Here is a 21,546-nt window from a genome sequence, read left to right on the forward strand (position 1 = left end):
ACAGAGAACGAGACAACGAGCGGACCCGAGAGCCGAGCGTGTTCAGGTCGCGTTTCGGTCCCGGAGCCGCACCGCGAGCCTGTGTGCGCCCGCGGCCGCGGCGGTCGTCGGGTCGTCGGGGACGACCACGTCTACGGGACGGTCGAGCTCCGCGGCGAGGCGTGATTCGAGTTCTGCGACCAAGCCGGGGATGCACGCCATCCCGCCGGTGACGACCAGCGGGCGTGCGCGAGCGAGCTGATAGGTCTTCATGTGCGAACTCGCCAGCCGCGAGAAGAAGTCGCTGAGCTCTGCGACCGCGTCGTCGAGGTAGTCGTCCAGCGGCTCCATCACGCCCCGTTCGACGGTGAACTCGTGGACGCCGTCGCCGCCGTCTCCGTCCCCGCGTTCGACCGCGTCGGTGAAGGGTTCGAACCCGCCGAAGTCGGCGTGGGTTTCCTTGTACTCGCGGGCGGTGTCGGGGTCGATGGTCGCGCGCCCGTCGGTCTCGGCTTCGACCGCCTCGGCGATGCGCCGGTCGACGCGGTCGCCGGACACCGCCGCGGAGACGAACGGGAGCAACCGCGTTCCGTGTCGGTACGCGCACGCTTCGAGGTTCGTCGCGCCGAGGTCGAGAGCGACGAACACCTCGTCGACCGCCTCGGTTCCGTCGCCGAGCGCCGGAATCGACGCGCACAGCGATTCCGGGAGCCCTCGCGTGAGCGTCCCCCCGAGGCCGCACTCACCGACTGCGGTGCCGAAGTTCGCGAGGCCGACCCTGTCGTCGACGGTCGGCATCGCGTAGACGACGGCGCTTTCGGCCGGGAGGTCGTGTCGCTCGCAGAGTTCGCGGACGAACCGCTCGAACAACTCGGCGTCGCGGGCGGTCGCGGGCACGCCCGAGCGAAGCATGAACTCCGCTCGGTCACCGGACCGCCGGACCGCCCCCTCGTCGTCGCTGACGCGTTCGTCGCCGGGGAGCGCGTCTTCGCCGTCGACCAGACACGAAGGGACCTGAACGGTCGTCGCCGCGTCGCCGCCGTCGAAGACGAGCGTCGTTCGGGCGCTCCCGAACTTGACGCCGACGGCGGTCGGAGCGTCGCGCTCGCCGGACTCGGGCGTCGCGTCAGTGCCGTTGGCCGTGGCTGCGTCGTTCGTCATACGGTATCAACTCGATTCGGACTCGGCGGGGTGGTTCGCGCAGTCATGGGATACACTCGGTTGTCGGAAGGAGAGACCGTGTTCGAGACCCGGGGGTCGGCGTCACACCATCGAGGAGAGGCGGGCGACGTAGACCAGGCTCAGCAGGTGGTCGTCGACGTCGAGGTCGGTCGGTTCGTCGACGTCGGCGGAGAAGCCGAGGAGATAGTCCCGGAGCGTCTCCTCGACGTCCGGCGTGACCCAGCCGACCGTCTGGTAGTACCGGAGGGCGTCCATCGCCCGCTTGAACCCGCTTTTGAGGACGAGGAACTCCAGCCAGTCGAAGACGACGCGCTCCGCGCCGTACTTGTCCGGCAGCGAGCGGAGATACGGCTTTTCGACGCCGTCGTCCTCGCCGCGGGACTGGTGGACGAGCAGGTGTTCGAGTTGGCTCGACCGGAGCGCCTCGGACGCCTCCTGTCGGCTCCGGTCGAAAAGCGGGTTATCGAACCGGAACGGTCCGCGGTCGTCGAACCGGCCGTCGTCGAACCGGCCGTCGTCGAATCGGCCGTCGCCGTTCCGTCTGGCTCGTGGTGCGTCACGCGCGATACGTCGAAGTTCGTCTGGGTCGTATTCGTCCGGGTCCAGGTACATGGGTCACCTCGTTCAGGACGGCACGAATCCCCTGAGTCCCCCGACTCGGGGCGGCGGAGCGCGCAGCGCGCTGTCCGCGATGTCACACGCGATATCGTACCGTGTCGGTGAAAGCATTCGAAGGAGGCGACATAAATCTATTCGAGACATTATCACTCGTGATATCTCGATGTGCGGGCGCTCGAGCTCGGTCGTCGTCATTCGACAGTCGGTGTCGTCGGTCACCAAACGATGAGTGTGGGTTCGTGCCGACACCGTCGCACCGAGACCGAGGGACAAAGAGCCGAGCCGCTCAGAGAACGTGGGTGCCGCTCTTCGCGCTTCGCACGCGGAGGTCGCCGGTCTCGCTGTCGAGTTCCAGCGAACGGCCGTGGGAGCCGCCGACGTCCTCGGCGACGACGTCGATGCCGAACCCGTCGAGCGTCGTTCGCGTCGCGGCGACGTTTCGGTCGCCGATACTGCCGTCGCCGTCGGCCGAGGTGAAGTCGAACATCGTGCTTCCCCCGGCGATTTTGGCGACGATTCGGTCGGTGTCCGCGCCGACTGCCTGCATCTCTGCGATCAGGAGTTCGACGCCGGTGTCGACGAACTTCGCCGGCTCGCTGCCGTCGTCCGCCTCCGGAAGCATCGCGTGTGCGAGACCGGAGACACCCGTTTCGGGGTCGTACAACGCGACGCCGATACAGGAGCCGAGGCCGCTCGTCGTCAGCGTGCTCTCGTCGCTGGAGACGGCGAAGTCGGCGATTCCGACCTTGATTCGGCCGGAGCGGGCCGCGGGCGTGTCCGTGGTGTAAACTTGCATTGCTAAGATTCTCTACGGAGGGGTCACGCGGCGGGCGAGAGTTGCTTGAGCGCCTTGCGCAGTTCCGTCTCGTCGGGGAGCGCGTAGATATCGCAGGTGAACTCGTCGTCGTCCGTTCGAATAGTCGAGTCGATGAGGAACGCGTACTCTTGGGACTGCGCGAGGTCGGTCGCGAGCGGGTCGATGATGGCCGACCCGATGTCGTGGACGTGCTTCGGCGGCGAGATGTCGATGGTCGTTTCGAGCGCGTTGGCCCAGCCGTCGAGGAAGCCGGAGGTCGTGATGTTCCCGATTTCCTGAATCGCGCTCTGGCGCATCGCCTCGTCGCCCTCCATGCCCGGCAGGAGGCTGCTGGCGATGTTCTCGGCCGACGGCTCGTCGAAGAGGATGGCGATGTAGCCGCTCGGCGTCCCGCTGAACTCCAAGACGACGCCGCGTCGAACCGCGTCGGTCAGCGACATCGGCACGCCCTCGATGGGGACGAAGCTCAGCCGACTCACCTCGACGGTCGTGTCGATGCCCGTCATCGCGGTGATGTCCTCGGACGCCTGGGTCGCGCCGTCGTTTATCATCTCGGAGAAGGCGGCGAACGACTCGACCGGGAGCGCGCCGTCGTCGCCGCTCGCCTCGACGATGGTCCCGATGGACGAGGCGGTCGGCACCATGTACAGGTCGAACTCGATGGCGTTGTCCGCGGCCTCCAACTGGTTGCGGAAGACGAGGACGTGCTCGTCGTCGCCGCCGTTTTCGAACCCCTCGGCGTCGACGCGGTCGAGCGGGCCGTCGTTCTCGTCGTCGACGTAGGTCGGCGTCGTGATATCGACGGTGGTGTCGAGGTAGTCGGCCCAGCCGTCGATGAAACCGCCGAGCATGATGTTCGCGACCTCTTTGAGGCTACTCTCAGCGAGTTCGCCGTCGGCGTCGGTGGCGTCGATGCCCGGCATCAACGCGTCGACCAACCGCTCTGCGGACTCGGGCGAGAACGCCAACACGGTGTGGCCGTCTAAGCCACCCGAAAAGCCGATGTGGACGCTCACGAGGTCGCGCTCGGCGAACTCGTTTTCCACGTCCGACTTCGTCCCGAGTTCGACCTTGGTGACGTTGACGTACGTGTCGATGCCCGCGAGCGTGGTCAGCGAACCGGCGGCTTTCTCCGCGCCCGAGTGGGCGAGCCGACTGAACGTGCGGAGCGACCGGACGTCGAGATTCATGCCTCTGCCTGAATCACGTCGGCGATAGCCTGGAGCACGTTCGGCTTCTGGAACGGCTTCGTGATGTAGCCGTCCGCCCCCGCCTCGACCGCTTCGCGCATCTTTTCTTCCTGTCCGACCGACGTGCACATGATAACCGATGCGCCGGCGTCGAGCGACTTGATCTCGGACGTCGCTTCGATGCCGTTTCGAATCGGCATCACGACGTCCATCGTGACGACATCGGGTTCGAGTTCGCGGTAGAGTTCCACCGCTTCGACCCCGTTTTCGGCCTCGCCGACGACTTCGTGTTCACCCTCGAGGAGCTGTTTGAGGAGATTCCGCATGAACGCAGAGTCGTCCACGACCAGTACCTTGCTTGCCATACCTCCAGATTTCCGAAAATCACACCATAAACCCTTCCTCCCCATTATCAAGGATGATATGGTATGTCGAGGACGAACCACCCGCGTCGCGTCGTGCAGACCGCAGCAATCGGGTTCCAACCCACCCGAGCCGCGTCACCGACGCATCAGCGTCGGCGCGGCGGGAACGACGCGCCGGTGTCTTCGACGGCGTCGAGGAGGTCTCCGATGCTGTCGTCTCGGTCGAGTCCGTTGGCGGTCGCGAGCGCCTCGACGGCACGAACGGGATAGGTAACCCGCACCTCCGAGGCTAAAAGCAGGATGCCGAGCACCTCGTCGCGCGGGGTGTCGGCGTTGCCGACGGCGTCGGCGTACCACGAGAGAAAGGAGTTGACGACTTCGGTCACGTCGTCGGAGACGGTCTCGTGGCGAGCGACGTTGCCGTCGACGAGCGCGGTGGTGACGAGCGCGTGGTCCGCGCGGACCGCTCCGACGCGCTCTGCGAGCAGGCGTCGAGCGAGCACGGCCCGTTTTTTCGGGTCTTTCGGGAGGACGAGTTCGGGAGCCGCGGCGTCCTCGCCGCGCTCGTCGTGCTCGTCGCCCTCGCCGGAGGTCTCCGTATCGGACCCTGTGCTCTCACCCGAATCGGAGGGCTGGCTCTCGTCGTCTGCCGCGTCGGCGGCCGGCGGCTTGGCCTCCCCGGTCGAGATGACGTACCGGCCCGTGTCGAGCGCCGCGACGTGCTCGTCGCGGCTGATATCGAGTTCGTCCGTCCCGACGACCCCCTGTTCTCGCTGGTGAGTGGGGGGACGTTCGTCCTCGTCGTCCATCGGCGAATGCTCGGTGCCGTGGCATATAATCCCATCGTCACCGTCCGTGGCGGACTCACTACTATGACTGAGAACGTGGCAGATAGCCAACCAACACATTGACAAGCCGCGCGTCCTGATAAATCTCCATCTATGGAGTCTGACAGGACCCTCTCCGCACTGGGAAACGAATACAACCCTGACATCCTCCGTGCCGCGGACGAACCCCACTCGGCACAGGAGTTCAGCGAGATGTTGGACATCCCCATCGCGACCTGTTATCGCCGGATCGAGGAGTTGACGGCGGCGGGCCTCCTCGAACTGCACGACCGGGTTCTCTCCGACGAGCACCGACGAACGAACGTCTACCGCCGTGAAGTCGACGAAATCGTCGTTCGGTTCGAGGGCGACGACTACACGGTCAGCGTGACCGAACGCCCGGAGGTGAAGAACAAACTCGACGACGTGTGGCGGAAGATTACGCAGGACTGAACCGCTCCGACTCCGGACTCTTTTCTTACGTTTTCTGAGACGAGTGCTCGCTGATCGCCCGCGTGAGCGTGCGGAGAATTTTACGTATTGACGCACCGACCCTTCGATATCAGTCTTGATAGTGAGGGCCGTAGCGTTATGTAGGACCTCTCCAAGTTGACGAGTGACGGTTCCCCGCTCCCCACCGAGTGTGGGACCAAACCCACGAAATCTATGTTCGAAAACATCAACGAAGACCGGGGTCAGGTCGGTATCGGGACCCTCATCGTCTTCATCGCGATGGTTCTGGTCGCCGCAATCGCGGCGGGCGTCCTCGTGAACACGGCTGGCTTCCTGCAAGCCACCGCCGAGGACGCCGGACAGCAATCTGTGAACAAGGTCACCAACCGCGTCGACGTCGTCAACGCCCACGGCTTGGTTAACAAGACCGGCGAGGAACGCACCGTCGACCAGATTTTCCTGACGGTCCGCCTCGCGGCCGGTTCGGGGAGTGTCTCTCTCGAAGATACGACGGTCAAGTACCTGAGTGAGACGACCGCGCGAACCCTCACCTACAACGACACCGTCACCGGCTCCGACACGGCAGACCCGGCTAACCTGACGACTGGGAACAACTTCACCGCGGGCGTCCTCGAAGACGGGGACGACTCGTTCGAGGTTCTCAACGAGCAGTCCGACCGCGCGGAGATCGTCATCAACACCTCCACGGTCGAGGGTGCCAACACCACCGGGACGGCCACGGGTCAGACCGTCAAGCTCGACATCACCAGCCGCAACGGTGGCACGACGCAGGTCATCCTGACGATGCCCCAGCAGCTCGCCGGCAAGGACAACAACGACCCCATTGCGCTCTGAGGAGATTCAAATGTTCAACAACATCACTGACGACGACCGCGGTCAGGTCGGTATCGGGACCCTCATCGTCTTCATCGCGATGGTTCTGGTCGCCGCAATCGCGGCGGGCGTCCTCGTGAACACGGCCGGCTTCCTGCAGGCGACTGCCGAAGACGCCGGAGAGCAGTCCGTGAACAAGGTCACCAACCGCGTCGAAGTTCTCAACACGCACGGCACGGTCGGCGGCGAAGAGGACATCGACAACATCACGCTCACCGTTCGTCTCGCCGCCGGTTCCGACGCGGTGGACATGAACGAGACCTCGATTAAGTACCTCAGCGGCGACAGCGTCGTCACCCTGACCAACCAGACGGTGACGTCCGGAGCGAACTCCGCGACGAACGACTCCGCGGAAGGCGTCGCAGACAGCGACGAGTTCGGCCTCTCCGAAGTCACCGACGACGACGGCTCGTTCGGCGTCCTCAACAGCATGAACGACCGCTACGAGGTCACCATCGACACGGCCGCAATCGAAACCAGCGACGGTGACGACACTAACCTCACCGGCGGTCTCTCGACGGGCGAGCAGGTCACCCTCGAAATCACCTCTCGCACGGGCGGGACGACGCAGGTCATCCTGACGATGCCCCAGCAGCTCGCCGGCAAGACGCAGGGCGAACCCGTCGAACTGTAACCCGGCACCGAAACTTTCCTTTCATTTTATCGACGCCGACTGCCGAGCGGCAGCGCTGTCGTTTGTTCGGAGTGCACGGCCCACAGCGCGACTCGACCGAGTGACGCTGTCGGTCGCGCCGCTCACGTGACGGGCAACGCCGCAGCCGAGTCGCGACGGTGAGCCGAGACGAACTGCGAGGAGACAGTAGCTGGTGAGACGAACACGAACAAATCGACGAGTCGGGCGCGTTCTCGTGTGCGAGCGAGTCGAAAGAGCCGACGGCGAAAACAGAAAGAGCGCAGCGAGACCGGGGCCACCGGCCTTCAGGACCGACCCGTTACTCGGTCTCTTCGCCGAACCACGGCGGCGACTCCCCGACCATGGAGAACCCGGCCGCCTGCTCGTATATCTTGATACCCCCCTGTGCGATTTCCAGCGGGAACATGGAGTTCTTGATGCTCTGCTTGCGCATTTTCGCGACCCAGATGTAGCGGTTGCTCGTCGCGCCCGCGGGACTCTGGATGAGGTAGATGTTCCCGTCGGTCAGGAAGTTCTCGAGGCCGATGTCGGTCTCGGGGAAGATGGCCGACTGCTCGGTCGTCAGAAGCGAGGTGAGACCGCTGTCTTTCAGGATGTCGATGAACTTCAACAGATACTGGCGCTGTTCTTTCTCGTCGTCGAAAAACAGCTGGAACATCGTCAGCGAGTCGAGGACGAGTCGGTCGTAGTTGGTGTCTTGGAGGTCGCCGAGGATGCGGTCGAGCGTCGTCGAGAAGTCGCCGTCGCGGAGGAGCGTCCGCTTGTCGTAGACCTTGATCTCGCCGGACTCGACGTACTCGTGCCAGCGGTCGAAGCCGATGGACTCGGCCGCCTCGCGGATGTCGTCTTCCGTCTCTTCGAAGGTGAGATACAGGCCACCCTCATCGAACTGGTCGACGCCGTTGTAGAGATACTGGAGGCCGAGGATACTCTTCCCTGTCCCCGGATTGCCGCTGATGAGCACCGCGGCGTTCTTGACGATACCGCCGTTCAGGATGGAATCGAGTCCTTCGACACCGGTCTTGACTAGTTCTGTCATGGTTGTGTTGAAACGGGTGTTGGCTGTCGGAGGAATGTCCGTGCCGACGCCGGATAATTCTTCTTACCGCCGCTACGCCGTCGTCTGACTTTTATTACACGTTCGTCGCACAGAAATTCATAACCACGAAAATATCGGGACTGATAACGGGACGGGAACTTTCTTGTACCGACTTACGTACCTTGCACCAATGTTACCTGCTCCCCCGAGTGCGTCGGACCTCCCCGGCCGGTTCGCCGCTCGGCCGGGTGACAGGCCGTCGCTCGAACGAATCGCCCCGCAGGCGGTGCGGAGGTGCTCGCCGCGAGCATGATGGAGTGGCAGAACGACGAAGACACGGCCGACACCGGGGACGAAACGGACACGGAAGAACAACATATGTCATCAGACGATGGACTTGGATTCGAGGAGGGAATCGACGACCTCTCCGACGAGTTTGGTGACTTCGGCGACGACCTCGACGACGGATTCGACGACGACGAATTCGGCGGATTCGGTGACGACAACAGCGAGGAACTCGCAGAGCTCGAAGATCGCGTCGGCGAACTCGAGAACGAAGTAAGCGCCATCTCGTCGGGGATGAACACCGTCCGCGAAGAGAACAAACAGATCGGAGAGACCGTCGAAGAGCTCGACGACACGATTCGCAAACTGCTCGACATCTACGAGATGGTCACCCGCGGCATCAACCCGTTCGTCGACGACGCCCGCGAGATGGGCGGCCTCGACGGCGGCGGCGCGTTCGGCCTCTTCGAGGCGGAAGCCGAGGACGAAGAGCATCTCGACCCCGAGGTGGCGAACGCCGACGCCGAGTCGTTCTTCGACGACGACTTCGGCGAACTCGACGCCGAGGAGGGCGCGAAAGAAGCGGAGCTCGCCGCGGAGGACGAACTCGCGGAAGCGGAGCGCGAGAGCCCCGCGGACGTGCTCGACGACGAGGACGACGAGGACGGCGAGGACGACGAAACCGACGACGCGGGCGGTGCGGGCGGCGCGAGCTTCGACGACCTCAAAGAACAGTACGAGGAGGGCGACGGCTGGGACGACGAGGACGACGCGGCGGCGGACGACGCCGAAACGGACCTCGACGACGCGGCGGTCGACCTCGAAGACGAGGACGACGACGCGCTCGACGACGCCGACCCGCTCGACTCCGAGACGGCGGACGACGCGGAGGAAGACGACGAACCGGGCGACGAGATGTCCGACGAATCCGAGACCGACCCGGCCCCCGAGATTGAGGACGGCGAGCAGGACGCCGACGGCGACGTCCGCAAGACGCTCGACGAACTGGAGGCCGAGTACGCCACTGCGGCGGGAACCAAAGACGAACTGTCGGACGACGACGAGGACGGCGCGGTCGCGGAACCCGAGTCGTCCGCGTCGGTCGAGGAGTCCGACGCCTACCTGGCGACGCTCCCGTCGAACTACGTCTCCGAGGTGCTCGTCCTCGAGTGGGCCGAACACCTCGTCACGGTCGGCGGCGCGCTCGGCGCGTCGCGTGCGCTCCGCCAGTATCGGGAGCAGGACTGGATATCGCGCGCCGTCGAGAGCGAGCTGAACGCCCACGTCGGACAGATAGCGCCGTCGGTCGAAGACGCCGACGACCACGAACTCCGCATCGACGACCACCAGACGAGCCTCGCGTACGTCTGCCGGCTTGCGGAGGACGTTCCGCGGGGACAGCTGTACGAGGAGTTGGTCGCCTACGGGGGGAGATTCGATGGGATTCGGTGTTAGCGGCTCGACCGCCATCATCTTCCTCGGCGTCCTCATCGCCACGGGAACGCTGTACACGGCGACATCCAACGCGTCGGAGAACGTACTCGAAGCGCAGGACGCCGACGCGGAGCGGGCGCTCGAACGGACGAACACGGACATCGCCGTCACGAACGCGACCTACGACACGAACAACACGAGCCTCACGGTGAACCTGACGAACGTCGGTTCGGAGACGCTCTCGGTGAGCGAGACCACGTTGCTCGTCGACAACGCCTACGTCGACGTGCCGTCGGCCAACGCGAGCGTCGACGGCGACGCCGGAACCGACCTCTGGTACGCCGGCGAGAACCTCTCGTTCGTCGTGGACGCCGACCCAACCCCCGAACGGGTGAAAGTCGTTACCGGAAGCGGCGTCGCAGCCACGGAGGCGGTGAGCTAGATGGCCGACATCTCCGTTCCGAGCCTCATCCTATTCATCGCCAGCATCGTCGTCGCCGCCGGCGTCTCGGGCGTCCTCATCGACACCGTGACCGGTATCAGCAGTTCGCTCGACGAGCGCGGCGGCGACGTGAGCACAGAGATCAGAACAGACATCGAAGTCATAAGCGACCCGCAGGCGGGCGTCTACGACGGCGGGAGCGACAACCTCTCGATATACGTCAAGAACACCGGCCTCAGGACGCTCCCGGCGGCCAGCGGCGGCTTCGATATCATCGTCGGCGGACAGTATCAGACCAACGTCACGGTGAACGTCGTCGACGGCACCGAGTGGCGGCCGAGCAACGTCATCGAACTCACGGTGACGGACATCGCGCTGAGTTCGGGCGACTACCGGATGACAATCGTCGTCGACGGTGACGAAGAGGTGTTCGAATTCCGCGTACCATGAGCAGTCAATTCTCTCTCGGGCTATCCGGGCACGACCGTCTCGAAAAGGAACTCGGCGGCGGCATCCCCAAGGGTGCCATCGTCCTCATCGAAGGGGACTACGGCGCCGGCAAAAGCGTGCTGTCGCAGCGATTCAGCTACGGCCTCTGCGACGAGGAAACGGTGGTGACGCTCGTCTCGACCGAGCTGGGCGTCCGCGGCTTCCTCGACCAGATGCACTCGCTTTCGTACGACATCGTCAAGCATCTGCTCGACGAGCAGATTCTGTTCCTTCAGGCCGAAATCGACAGCAGCGGCGCGCTCTCCGGCGGGAGCAGCCAAGAGGAGCGCAAACAGCTCCTCCGGCGGCTGATGGACGCCGAGACGCTCTGGGACGCCGATGTCATCATCATCGACACGTTCGACGCCATCCTGCGCAACGACCCGCAGTTCGAGGCGCTGGTCCGGCAGAACGACGAGCGGCAGGCCGCCCTCGAAATCATCTCGTTTTTCCGCGAGCTGACGACGAAGGGCAAGACCATCATCATCACCGTCGACCCGTCGTCGGTCGACGAGGGCTCTATCGGCCCGTTCCGCTCTATCGCCGACGTCTACTTCGAACTGGAGATGGTGGAGGTCGGCAACGACGTTCGCCGGAACATCTTCGTGAAGCGCTTCGCGGGGATGGGCCAGCAGGTCGGAGACCGCGTCGGCTTCTCGGTCCGGTCGGGTATCGGGCTCGTCATCGAGTCGAGGAGCGTGGCGTAGATGGCGACCGAACACGGCTCCGCCAGGCTGTCGGACGACCTCAAGCGCCTCGCGATGCAGTGGCCGCACCTGCGGGACCACCTCAAGCGGTTCCGGCAGATTACCGGCGAGTTCCCGATGCTCGTCGACGAGCCGGGCGACTACGAGTCCCGGCGTCCGAACATCATCTACCCGCTGGGCGGCCCCGTGTTCTGCCAGATATACGGCAACTTCGGCGAGACGACGAAGTACTACACCATCGAACCCGAGATGGACGACGACGAACTCGAGGTGTTCGGCCGGGTCAAGGACAAACTGCTCGAACGCAGCGTCTCGAAGCCGGCACCCGAAGAAAGCGCCGACTACGAGGAGCGCATCGAGGAGTTGCTCTCCGAAATCGTCCACATCGAGGGCGACGACCGCGGGCCGCTCGGCTCCGTGGCCAAGCGACTCGACGTGGCCGGCATCGAAGTCTCGCAGACGACGTACGACAAGATACAGTACCGGCTCGTCCGCGACATCGTCGGCCTCGGGCCGCTCGAACCCATCATGCGCGACCCGGAGAACGAGGACATTCACGTCATCGGTCCCGCCCAGGTCGACGTCGACCACGGCACGTTCGGCCTCCTGGAGACGAGCGTCGAGTTCGACAGCACGGAGCAGTTCGACAACTGGCTCCGCAACATGGGCGAACGCATCGGTGACCCCGTCTCCGACGCCCACCCCATCGTGGACTCCACGCTCCCCGACGGCTCGCGTATCAACATCATCTACTCCGACGACGTGTCGCTGAAGGGGTCGTCGCTCACCATCCGTCAGGGCGACGACGTGCCGCTTTCGATCTTCCAGATTACGAAGTGGGGAACGCTCTCGCCGGAGTTGGCCGCGTACCTCTGGATCGCGCTGGAGAACGAACGAACCATCTTCGTGGTCGGGGAGACGGCGTCGGGCAAGACCACGACGCTCAACGCCATCCTCTCGTTCATCCCGCAGGACTCGAAGATTTACACGGCGGAGGACACCGCCGAGGTGCTCCCGCCGCACGACACGTGGCAGCAACTGCTCACCCGCGAGGGCCGCGGCTCCGACTCCGAAGTCGACATGTTCGACCTCGTCGCGGCCGCGCTCCGCTCTCGCCCCGACTACATCATCGTCGGGGAGGTCCGTGGCGAGGAGGGGCGCATGGCGTTCCAGGCGGCCCAGACCGGCCACCCGGTGATGCTGACGTTCCACGCGTCCGACATCGTCTCGATGATTCAGCGTTTCACCGGCGACCCCATCAACGTCCCCGAGACGTTCATGGACAACTGCGACATCGCGCTGTTCCAGAACCGCGTCCGCCGGGGCAACGACATCCTCCGCCGGGTGACGAGCGTCCAAGAAATCGAGGGCTACTCGAAGGAGATGGGCGGCGTCGTCACCCGCGAGGCGTTCTACTGGGACCCCGTCCAAGACGAGATCGTCTTCCAGGGGATGAACAACTCCTTCATCATGGAACAGAAGGTGGCGACGCTCCTCGGCTACGACGACACGCGGAAAATCTACGACGACATCCAGTTCCGCGCCGAACTCGTCCGCCGGGCGATTCAGGAGAACGTCCTCGGCTACCACGAGGTGAACGAGCTCATTGAGGACTACCAGCGCGACGGCGTCGAAGGACTGCCGTTCGACATGGCGAGAGTGTAACGAGATGGCAGGGGAACAGAGCACGTCGATGCAGGCGGTGCAGGTCCGTGACTTCATCAGCGACATCATCGAGTCGTACGAGCAGATGCCGATGGAGCTGCCGCGGTACCTGCTCGCGGTGCTCGGCCCTGCCATCGTGTTTTTCTTCCTCTCTGTGGCCGGTGCCATCGCGCTTCCACTTCCCCTCCTCGTCCGCATCCCCGTGTTCCTCCTCGGCGTGTTGCTCTTGGGCGGGGCCGTTCTCTACCCGCGGCTCCTCGTCGAACAGACGCGCCGCAGCTTGGAGAACCAACTGCACCTGCTTATCACGCACATGACCGTGCTCTCGACGACGAACATCGACCGCGTCGCCGTGTTCCGAACGCTCGCGCGCGAAGAGGAGTACGGCGAGTTGGCGACCGAGATGAACCGCATCGTCCAGCTCGTCGACGCGTGGAACCAGTCGCTCGACGACGCCTGTCAGCGCCGGGCGCGGGAGGTCCCGTCGAAGCCGCTCGCTGACTTCCTCGACCGGCTCGCGTACTCCATCAACGCGGGGCAGAGCATCGACGACTTCCTCCTCGGCGAGCAGAACGCGATGATTCAGAAGTACATCACCGTCTACGAGAGCGCCCTCGGGAATCTGGAGGTCATGAAGGACCTCTACCTCTCGATGATTCTGTCGATGACGTTCGCCATCATCAACGCCATCGTGCTCCCCATCCTGACGGGGACCGACGCGACGATGACCATCGGCGCGGTCATCGTGCTGTTCGTCTTCGTGCAGTTGGGCTTTTACTTCGTCATCCGGACGATGTCGCCGCACGACCCGCTGTGGTACCACCAGCGGGAGTACCGGACGAAGGCGAACCGGCAGATAGACATCACGCTGTACGGCGCGGTCGGCCTCTCTATCACGATGGTGCTCGTGCTCGCGTTGGGCACGTTCAATCTGACTCCCGTCGGCGCGACGGTTCGGCCCATCATGATTGAGCTCCCGATCCCGCTTCTCATCTCGACCCCGCTGACGCCGCTCGCGGTCCCCGGTATCGTCGCGCGCCGCCACGAGAAACGCATCGGCGAGCGCGACGAGGAGTACCCCGGCTTCATCCGCGCGCTCGGGGCCTCGGAGACGGCGAAACAGAGCACGACGACGGCCGTCCTGAAGACGCTCAAGACGAAGGACTTCGGCGTCCTCTCGCGTGAAATCGCCCGGCTGTACACGCGGCTTCGGATGCGACTCGACCCCGACCGCTCGTGGTTCTTCTTCACCGCGGAGACGAACTCCTACCTCGTCCAGAAGTTCTCCGAGATGTACAACGTCGGCCGGTCGATGGGTGGCAAGCCGAAGCTTCTCGGCGAACTCATCAGCCGCAACATGAACGAGATTATCAAGCTCCGTCGCCAGCGGAAGCAGTCGACCGTCACGCTCATCGGCGTCCTCTACGGCATCACGGCCTCCGCGTCGTTCGCCTTCTTCATCGGGCTGGAAGTCGTCGAGATTCTCGCGTCGTTTTCGACGGAGATGAACCTCGACAGCCTCCAGTTCGGGACGCTCATCTACGCCGGCGTCTACGACGTGCCCTTTATCGAGTACATGCTGACGCTCATCATCCTGTTCAACGCCCTCCTGTCGTCGCTCATGATTCGGATGGTCGACGGGGGGCACAAGGCGAACGCGTACCTCCACTTCGTGATGCTCGTCTGGGTTGGCTCCCTGATGGCGGTCGCGACCTCGTCGCTCGCAGGAGCGCTGATTAGTGTATGACTGACGACGGACCACAGAGACAGACCCGAGATACGATGCCAGACACAGGTGGCGAACAGACCGCACAGGAGGCCCGTTCCCGCGCGCCCGAGGGGGGCGACGTGGCGAAAAGCGATCTCCTGCAGGCGTACCGCCGGAAGAAGTCCGAACCGTCGGACGAACGCGAGGAACAAGAGCGGGAGCGCTCGAAGAAGCAGACGGAAAAACGGACCAGCGACGGCGAATCCATCGTCGTCGACTTCGTCGCCAACTTCGTCGCCGGCGGAAACGCCTCGTTCGAACCCGTCAAGGGGCGCGTCCTGATGAGCCAACGGCGGCTCATCCTCGCCACCTCGAAGGCCAAGACCGTCATCCCCATCACCTCCATCTTCGATATCGCCGTCGGGCAGGTCCCCCCGGAGGTCGAGGAGTTCTTCGACTACACCGTGATGGTGGGCTACATCATCGGCCGCCAGCGACGGACGACCGTCATCGGCGGCGACCGCGAGACCATCGAGAAGTTCTCGCTGCTGTTGTTCCGCGCGGCGCTCAACGGCTCGCGCGCGCAGGTTACCCACCCGGCCCGCATCGGCGGCCGCGTCCTCGACACGGAGCGCCGACCCTCGGGCCTGCATCTCGACTACGAGGCCGTCACGTTCCCCGACGACGACGGCCCGCTCACGGAGAACGGCGAGCCGTTCCACATCGACCTCGCGAGCGTCATCTTCTTCGAGGTGCTCGAACGGACCGTCGACGGCGAAACGCGACTGGTGCTTTCGGTCCAGCACGTCAAACAGGGCCAGACGGTCACCTCCGAGATAACGCTCGACTCGCGGCGGAAGATGAACATCCTCGGGCGCTACCTCAGACTCGTCTACCACTGGATAAAGTCGGGCGTCCGCGACGTCGAAATCACCGAACAGGGCCTCGAAGTCCTCGTCGGGCTGTACTCCGCCGGCGAGATGGCCGCCGAGGTCGACTTCAGCGAACTCCTCGGCGTCGAAGAGGAAGTCCTCGAAGCGGAACTGGAGACGCTCCACGAGGAGGAACTCATCGGCGACGACGAACTGCCGACCTCGCTGACGCCGCAAGGGCGGTTCGTCGTCAACGAGGAAATCGAAGACGTGAACGTCTGACGCTGTTTTTTCTGGCGGAATCGGTTCCGTCGGGTGGTTGCGAAGAACCATCAACTGGTCAACTAATCAGACACCATGCGGACGCGGACTTCGTCGCTCGTGGGCCTGGCAATCGGAAGCGTGGTCAGCTACTCCTTCGGCTTCCGACACGGCGACGCGTTGGTCGGCGTCACCCTGCTTCTCACGTACACAATTGTGGGCTTCGGATTCGTTGCCTTTCCCGCGTACCGCTGGCGATGGTCCGGGCCGAACGACCACTTCTGGTACAGCATAGTCGGCGTCATGAGCGCTCTTTTACCAATCCTCGCGATTCATGGCCTGGGCCTCGAACGGGCCTCTCAGCGCGCGAGCGACGACTGACGAGCGCGACGCGTCGCTCTCGGTTCGACGACTGCGCCGCGAAAAACCGAATGCTGGCTACTGCTCGTTGATGGCGTCCGACGCGATACTGCGGCCGCGGGCGTTGAGTTGCACCTCGTGGCGCACGCGAATCTCCTCGACGACGTTGTGGTCGATGAGTCGCTGAAAGAGTTCCTCGACCTCGTCCACGTCGAGGCCGAGGAAGTTCGGGATGTCGAACGGCGAGACGCCGGAGTACAGCGCCGTGAGGACCTGTTTGTCCGTCTCGCTCAGTTCGATGGAGGTCTCCGAAAGCTCCTCGCCCTCGCGGAGGAGCGTGTAGAGGAAACTGACGGCGCGGTCGGAGCCGGAGATGTACGTCTGGAGGCTCGTCCCCTCGTCGTCGGAGTGTTCGACCTCGATGACGCTGCGGTGTTCGTCGACGATGGTCCGCTCGCCGGTCTTCACGTCGCCGATGTCGTCGAGGCGGATTTCGACGAACTTGCCGCCGACGGTCGCCATGCTCACGGCCTCCGTCTCGACTTTGAGCCGGGATTTCTCCCACTCGGTGTTCTGGACGACGCCGCCGGCGACGGCGGGGTGTCGCGCGAGGAACTGTTCGGTGTTGAGGAGCGCGCCGAAGAAGTCCGTCTCGAACTCGTCGTAGTCGACGGGCGCGAGCAGGACGACGCCCGACGGGATGTGGACGCTGAAGTAGTCGGAGACGGTCGCGATGCGTTGGTTCACGTCGTACCGGCCGCCGAACTCCTGTATCTTCGAGAGCTGAATCGTCCGCTTGCCGCCCGTGCCCGCGAGGATGAGCCGCCGGTTCGAAAGCAGGATGCGGCCGCTCGTCCAGTCCACGTCGTGCATCTCCCGGCCGTTCTTGACGACTTGGAGGAACCGCCCGCGCGTGTCCCCGAGCTTTTGCTCACCGGGTTTCATCGCTCACCTCCCGACCGCGGCGTCGCTCGCGCGGTAGATGCGGAGTCGTTTCTCGACGGGGTCGAACTGCTGTCTGCACGTCGGCGGGATGGTTTCGGTCATGCCGATGGTGAGGTAGCCGTCCGGGTTCAGCGCGGAGCCGAGCGTCTCGAAGACGGCGCGCTTCGACTCGGCGTTGATGTAGATGAACAGGTTCCGGCAGACGACGAGGTCGAACGTCCCCGGCGGCTCCTCGCGGATGAGGTCCCGCCGCTCGAAGCGGACCATGTCGGTGACGGCGTCTTTCACCCGGAAGGTGTCGTCGTCGCGGTCGACGAAGCGCTCCCAGCGGCCGATGGGGTCGAGCTGTTCGGCCACGTCGTTCGTCTCGGAGGCGCGGTACTCGCCGGCTCTGGCGGCGCGCAGAATCTCGCGTTTGATGTCCGTGCCGACGATTTCGATGCGGCGCTCGTCGACTCGGTCGTCGTCGTGGGCGAGCATCGCCAGCGAGTAGGCCTCGCGGCCGTCCGAGCAGGCCGCGCTCCATATCTTGATTGGGTCGTGGCGGCTCCCCCGCGAACTCAGGTCGCGGAGCACCTCCCGGAGCGCCTCCCACACCTCGGGGTTGCGGAAGAAGCTCGTCACGTTGACCGACAGCGCGTCGAGGAGCGCCTGCTGTTCTTCTTCGTCGTCGGTGAGGAGGTCGTGGTACGACCCGTAGTCGTCGACGCGTCGTCGCCGCATCCGGGCGGAGATTCGGCGGTCGAGGTAGGCGTCGTTGTACGAACTCGTCTGGAACTGCAGGGAGTCTTCGATGTAGTCCAAGAGCCGGTCGAACGCCGGGTCGTCGGTCGCCGACGACGGCATCAGTCGGCCGCCTCCTCGGCGGTGTCGGGGAGCTGGCTCGGGTCGAACTCGCGCATCGCCTGCTCGCCGTCGGCGGGAAGTTGAAGCGTCGACACGTCGAGAATCGGGATGACGTTCCCGTCGCCGATGACGGCCGTCCCCGACAGCCCGCCGACGCCCGACAGCGGCCCTTGGAGGGGCGTCACGACGACCTCCTCCTGTTTCGTCACGCCGTCGCAGTGGAGCGCGACCTGCCTGTCGTCGGGGCGGATGCGGACCACCATCCCGTCGTCGGGCTCGGGCGAGTCGATTTCCAGCGCCTCGCGGAGCCGAATCAGGGGGAAGATGGTCTCCTCGTGGACGATGACCTCCGCGCCGTTGACCGTCTGGACGCGGTCGCGGCGGCTAATCTCGTCGATGTACTTGATGGGGACGCCGAACTCGCGGTCTTCGACCTGGACGAAAAGCACCTTGATGATGGCGACCGACACCGGCAGCCGGATGTTGAACGTGCTCCCCTCGCCGGGGTCGCTCTCGACCGACACCGAGCCGTCGAGCGATTCGACGGTCGTCTTCACCACGTCCATGCCGACGCCGCGGCCGGACACGTCGGTGATTTCGTCGTTGGTCGAGAAGCCGGGATGGAAGATGTAGTCGTACACCTCGCTGTCGGGCATCTGGTCCAGTTCCTCGCGGGTCGCAACGCCCTTGTCGATTGCCTTCTCGCGGACGGCGTCGGCGTCGATGCCGCTCCCGTCGTCCTCGACGGTCACGATGACGGTGTCGTGTTGGCGGCGCGCGGAGAGCCGGATGGTCCCCGTGCGGGACTTGCCGTTCGCCTCGCGAACGTCGGGGGCTTCGATGCCGTGGTCGACGGCGTTCCGGAGGACGTGCATCAGCGGGTCGGAAATCTCGTCGAGGATGGTTCGGTCGAGTTCGATGTCCGCGCCCTCGACTTTGAACGAGACGCGCTTGTCCTGCTCGCGGGCGAGGTCGCGCACGAGTCGGGGGAACTTGTCGAACACCTTCTTCAGCGGGATGAGCCGCATGTCCATCACGGTGTTCTGGAGGTTCGACGAGATTTTGTCCAGTTCGTCGAGCGTGTCGAGCGCCGTCGTCTGACCCACGTCGATGGCGTTTCTGAGCTTGATTCGGCTCGTGACCAACTGCTCGACGAGTTCGTGGAGTTCGTCGAGTTGGTCGACGTCCACGCGGACGGACTTGACCGCCGAGATGGAGCGTGCCTCCTTTTTCTGCTCCGCGCCGTCGCCCTCGTCCGCGTCGTCCGCGTCGTCTTCGCCGTCGCCGTCGGTCGATTCGGCTCCGTCGGCGTCTCCCTCGGAGCCGTCGTCGGCCGCCTGTTCGTCGGTGGCCGCGTCCGCGCCGGTGTCGCCGGCAGCGTCAGCGTCGGCGTCGGCGCTCGGCTTGGTCTCGTCCGGCGCCGAGGCGTCTCTCTCGGCGTCCGCGTCGGAGTCGGCGGCCGGCGCGTCGCTTGCAGTCGCGGTCGCGTCCCCGGCGGCGAGCGCGTCGGACACGTCGGTCGTCTCGACCGCGGAAACCTTCCAGAGGCCGTCGAGTTCGCTTTCGACGACGGCGGCGTCGCGCTCCGCGACGAACAGGTCGAAGCCGTCGCCGTACTCGCCGTCTTCGATGGCGTCGCGGGGCGGGTTCGCCCCGACCACGTCGAGGTCCTCGGGAATGCTGCTGAGGAAGATGCCGGCGTCGACGCCCTTCATCTGGCCGGCGTCGAGTTCGACGTGGGCGTGGGTGAGTGTGGTCGCGTCCAACGCGTCCGCGTCGACGCAGTCGGCGGCGAGAGAGCCGAGGTCGACCGACTCGCGGTCGGCCTCGTCAGACGCCGCCGGATTCGAGTTTCCCGCGTCACCGTCGTCCTCGACGGCCGCGCGAATCTCCTCGACCGTGTCGCTCGGGTTGATGGTTGACTCGCCGTTCTCCTCGATGTCGTGGAGGATGTCCACGATGAGGTCCATCCCGTCGAAGACGAGGTCCATCCGCTCGGCCGTCACGTCGAGTCGCTCGTGGCGAATCTCGTCGAGGAGGTCCTCGACGGCGTGGGCGACGGTCGCGGCGTTGTCGAAGCCCATCGCGCCGAAGTTCCCCTTCAGCGTGTGGGCTTGCCGGAAGATGTCGTCGATGGCCTCGGTGTCGTCCGGGTTCGACTCCAGCGACAGAAGCGAGTTGTTCAACTGCGTGATGCTCTCTTCGCTCTCGGTGATGAATGCTTGGTAGAGTTCTTCGTCCATGGTCAGGTAGTGAGCCCGCTGAGTGCTTCGTCCGCGATTCGCCCGTCGGCCGCGACGGTGTCGACACAGCCGGCCTCGATGGCCCGCTTCGGCATTCCGAAGATTGCGGAGGTCGCTTCGTCTTGTGCGACCGTGTGGCCGCCCGCCCGCTCGATTCGAGTCATCCCCTCGACGCCGTCGCGGCCCATACCCGTGAGCAGGACGCCGGCCAGCGGCGCGTCGACCGCCTCCGCGGCCGACGCCATCGTGAGGTCGATAGCCGGTTTGACGCCGTGCAGCGGCTCGTCGTCGGAGAGTTCGAGCCGGAGGCGTCCCGCGCGGTCGCCGGTCACGAGGAGGTGCGAGCCGCCCGGTGCGATTCGAATCTGTCCGGGGCCGATTCGCTCACCGTCTTCGGCCTCGCGGACCTCGTAGTCACAGCGGCCGTCGAGCCGCGCCGCGAAGCGCTTCGTGAAGCCGGCCGGCATGTGCTGGACGACCAGCACGCGGAGGCCGGCCTCCGCGGGGAGCGCCGCGAGCACTCGTTCGACGACGTTCGGCCCGCCCGTGGACGCGCCGATAATCAGCGTCGAGCCCTCGGTCGGGAGCGACTCGGTCGTCTCCGACGCCGCCGATGCCGACCCCGCGGTCGCCGGCGACTTCGACTCCGCTTTCGGTGGGCGAGAGCCCCGGCGCGTCGCCGAGAGGTCGACCGCCGCGGCGGACTGAATCTTCTCGACCAGTTCCCGCTTGACGCGGGGCATCTCGGAGGTGACTTCGCCGCCCGGTTTCGTCACGAAGTCGACCGCCCCCCGGTCGAGCGCTTCGAACGTCACGTCGGCGTCCTCCTCGGCGTGCGCCGAGAGCATGAGGACGGGCGTCGGACACTCCTCCATGATGGCCTCGACCGCGTCGAGGCCGTTCATCTCGGGCATCTCGATGTCCATCGTCACCACGTCCGGTCGGTTCTCCTCGACCACCGAAATCGCCTCGCGGCCGTCGGCCGCCTCGGCGACGACCTCGACGTCTGCGTCTTCGAGGAGCGTGCGAATCAGCGTCCGCATGAACCGCGAGTCGTCGACGACGACCGCTCGCGTCGGTCCCGCGCCGGCGGTCGAACTCATCGCCCCCACCCGTTGGTGCCGAGACGACGGTCCCGCTGAGTCGTCGAGTGGGTCCCCCGCCGAGGGCTCGGTGGCTTCGTTAGTGTGCCGTTTCGTTGACCGCTCATCTACCTCCGTGGTTCGGAAATCGGGTATATAAACACTCGGCGGGGATAATCACGGCTGAT

22 protein-coding genes are annotated in these 21,546 nt (G+C 64.9%); 11 read left to right on the forward strand and 11 right to left on the reverse strand.

The window, feature by feature from the left end:
- Positions 1 to 42: 42 nt before the first annotated feature.
- The 6 genes from DEQ67_RS06085 to DEQ67_RS06110 form a co-directional block, all read right to left on the reverse strand.
- Complete coding sequence (locus DEQ67_RS06085; protein WP_115891292.1) at positions 43 to 1,140, reverse strand: hypothetical protein; 1,098 nt, start codon at positions 1,138 to 1,140, stop codon at positions 43 to 45.
- A gap of 102 nt (positions 1,141 to 1,242) precedes the next feature.
- Positions 1,243 to 1,773 carry a FlaD/FlaE family flagellar protein gene (locus DEQ67_RS06090; RefSeq protein ID WP_115891291.1) on the reverse strand — a complete coding sequence of 177 codons (531 nt, stop codon included), beginning with the start codon at positions 1,771 to 1,773 and terminating at the stop codon, positions 1,243 to 1,245.
- Positions 1,774 to 2,065: 292 nt separating this feature from the next.
- Complete coding sequence (locus DEQ67_RS06095) at positions 2,066 to 2,575, reverse strand: chemotaxis protein CheD (protein ID WP_004043737.1); 510 nt, start codon at positions 2,573 to 2,575, stop codon at positions 2,066 to 2,068.
- A 23-nt stretch (positions 2,576 to 2,598) separates the two neighbouring features.
- Entirely contained in the window at positions 2,599 to 3,786 is a 1,188-nt protein-coding gene (locus DEQ67_RS06100) for a chemotaxis protein CheC (protein WP_004043736.1), read from the reverse strand.
- Positions 3,783 to 4,151, reverse strand: a complete 369-nt coding sequence (gene cheY / locus DEQ67_RS06105; RefSeq protein ID WP_004043735.1) for a chemotaxis protein CheY — start codon at positions 4,149 to 4,151, stop codon at positions 3,783 to 3,785. Before cheY ends, DEQ67_RS06100 begins: the two co-directional genes overlap by 4 nt.
- Positions 4,152 to 4,297: 146 nt before the next feature.
- On the reverse strand, positions 4,298 to 4,960 hold the full coding sequence (locus DEQ67_RS06110; protein WP_115802457.1) for a DUF7500 family protein: 663 nt from the start codon (positions 4,958 to 4,960) through the stop codon (positions 4,298 to 4,300).
- 132 nt (positions 4,961 to 5,092) lie between these two features.
- On the opposite strand from DEQ67_RS06110, the gene DEQ67_RS06115 reads away from it, so the two are divergent.
- From DEQ67_RS06115 to flgA2, 3 genes are all read left to right on the forward strand, one after another.
- Complete coding sequence (locus DEQ67_RS06115) at positions 5,093 to 5,431, forward strand: ArsR/SmtB family transcription factor (protein ID WP_004043733.1); 339 nt, start codon at positions 5,093 to 5,095, stop codon at positions 5,429 to 5,431.
- A 213-nt stretch (positions 5,432 to 5,644) separates the two neighbouring features.
- Positions 5,645 to 6,286, forward strand: coding sequence for a flagellin A1 (gene flgA1, locus DEQ67_RS06120; RefSeq protein ID WP_004063740.1), 642 nt, complete (start codon positions 5,645 to 5,647; stop codon positions 6,284 to 6,286).
- Between the two features lie 10 nt (positions 6,287 to 6,296).
- The gene (flgA2, locus tag DEQ67_RS06125) at positions 6,297 to 6,959 is read left to right on the forward strand and encodes a flagellin A2 (protein WP_049896094.1); all 663 of its coding nucleotides are present in this window, start codon (positions 6,297 to 6,299) and stop codon (positions 6,957 to 6,959) included.
- A gap of 319 nt (positions 6,960 to 7,278) precedes the next feature.
- Here flgA2 and DEQ67_RS06130 read toward each other — a convergent pair whose 3' ends face one another.
- A complete protein-coding gene (locus DEQ67_RS06130; protein ID WP_004063737.1) occupies positions 7,279 to 8,019 on the reverse strand; it encodes an RAD55 family ATPase in 741 nt (246 codons plus the stop codon).
- Between the two features lie 294 nt (positions 8,020 to 8,313).
- Here DEQ67_RS06130 and DEQ67_RS06135 point away from each other — a divergent pair, with 294 nt between their 5' ends.
- From DEQ67_RS06135 to DEQ67_RS06170, 8 genes are all read left to right on the forward strand, one after another.
- A complete protein-coding gene (locus tag DEQ67_RS06135; protein WP_115891290.1) occupies positions 8,314 to 9,759 on the forward strand; it encodes a flagella accessory protein C in 1,446 nt (481 codons plus the stop codon).
- Positions 9,743 to 10,180 carry a fla cluster protein FlaF gene (locus DEQ67_RS06140; protein ID WP_004043728.1) on the forward strand — a complete coding sequence of 146 codons (438 nt, stop codon included), beginning with the start codon at positions 9,743 to 9,745 and terminating at the stop codon, positions 10,178 to 10,180. Before DEQ67_RS06135 ends, DEQ67_RS06140 begins: the two co-directional genes overlap by 17 nt.
- The gene (locus DEQ67_RS06145; RefSeq protein ID WP_004043727.1) at positions 10,181 to 10,630 is read left to right on the forward strand and encodes a CARDB domain-containing protein; all 450 of its coding nucleotides are present in this window, start codon (positions 10,181 to 10,183) and stop codon (positions 10,628 to 10,630) included. It begins immediately after the preceding gene.
- A complete protein-coding gene (locus DEQ67_RS06150) occupies positions 10,627 to 11,376 on the forward strand; it encodes an ATPase domain-containing protein (protein ID WP_004063732.1) in 750 nt (249 codons plus the stop codon). The genes DEQ67_RS06145 and DEQ67_RS06150 overlap by 4 nt, the downstream gene beginning before the upstream one ends.
- Positions 11,377 to 13,041 (forward strand): type II/IV secretion system ATPase subunit, encoded by a 1,665-nt coding sequence (locus DEQ67_RS06155; RefSeq protein ID WP_004043725.1) that lies wholly within the window; start codon positions 11,377 to 11,379, stop codon positions 13,039 to 13,041.
- Between the two features lie 4 nt (positions 13,042 to 13,045).
- Complete coding sequence (gene flaJ, locus DEQ67_RS06160) at positions 13,046 to 14,788, forward strand: archaellar assembly protein FlaJ (RefSeq protein WP_006600393.1); 1,743 nt, start codon at positions 13,046 to 13,048, stop codon at positions 14,786 to 14,788.
- 101 nt (positions 14,789 to 14,889) lie between these two features.
- On the forward strand, positions 14,890 to 15,903 hold the full coding sequence (locus DEQ67_RS06165; RefSeq protein WP_004063729.1) for a CheF family chemotaxis protein: 1,014 nt from the start codon (positions 14,890 to 14,892) through the stop codon (positions 15,901 to 15,903).
- Between the two features lie 75 nt (positions 15,904 to 15,978).
- Positions 15,979 to 16,263: a hypothetical protein gene (locus DEQ67_RS06170; RefSeq protein ID WP_233521754.1), complete on the forward strand. Its 285-nt coding sequence runs from the start codon at positions 15,979 to 15,981 to the stop codon at positions 16,261 to 16,263.
- A gap of 57 nt (positions 16,264 to 16,320) precedes the next feature.
- On the opposite strand, the gene DEQ67_RS06175 is transcribed toward DEQ67_RS06170, so the two are convergent.
- From DEQ67_RS06175 to cheB, 4 genes are read right to left on the reverse strand one after another with little or no spacing between them, the layout of a single operon-like run.
- Positions 16,321 to 17,187 (reverse strand): CheF family chemotaxis protein, encoded by an 867-nt coding sequence (locus tag DEQ67_RS06175; RefSeq protein ID WP_004043721.1) that lies wholly within the window; start codon positions 17,185 to 17,187, stop codon positions 16,321 to 16,323.
- Between the two features lie 3 nt (positions 17,188 to 17,190).
- On the reverse strand, positions 17,191 to 18,033 hold the full coding sequence (locus tag DEQ67_RS06180; protein WP_004063727.1) for a CheR family methyltransferase: 843 nt from the start codon (positions 18,031 to 18,033) through the stop codon (positions 17,191 to 17,193).
- Positions 18,033 to 20,276, reverse strand: a complete 2,244-nt coding sequence (locus DEQ67_RS06185; RefSeq protein ID WP_115891289.1) for a chemotaxis protein CheA — start codon at positions 20,274 to 20,276, stop codon at positions 18,033 to 18,035. Before DEQ67_RS06185 ends, DEQ67_RS06180 begins: the two co-directional genes overlap by 1 nt.
- Positions 20,277 to 20,278: 2 nt before the next feature.
- Positions 20,279 to 21,379 carry a chemotaxis-specific protein-glutamate methyltransferase CheB gene (cheB, locus tag DEQ67_RS06190; protein WP_199505977.1) on the reverse strand — a complete coding sequence of 367 codons (1,101 nt, stop codon included), beginning with the start codon at positions 21,377 to 21,379 and terminating at the stop codon, positions 20,279 to 20,281.
- Positions 21,380 to 21,546: the final 167 nt, after the last annotated feature.

The sequence above is a fragment of the Haloferax sp. Atlit-48N genome, assembly GCF_003383015.2.
Lineage (GTDB): Archaea > Halobacteriota > Halobacteria > Halobacteriales > Haloferacaceae > Haloferax > Haloferax volcanii.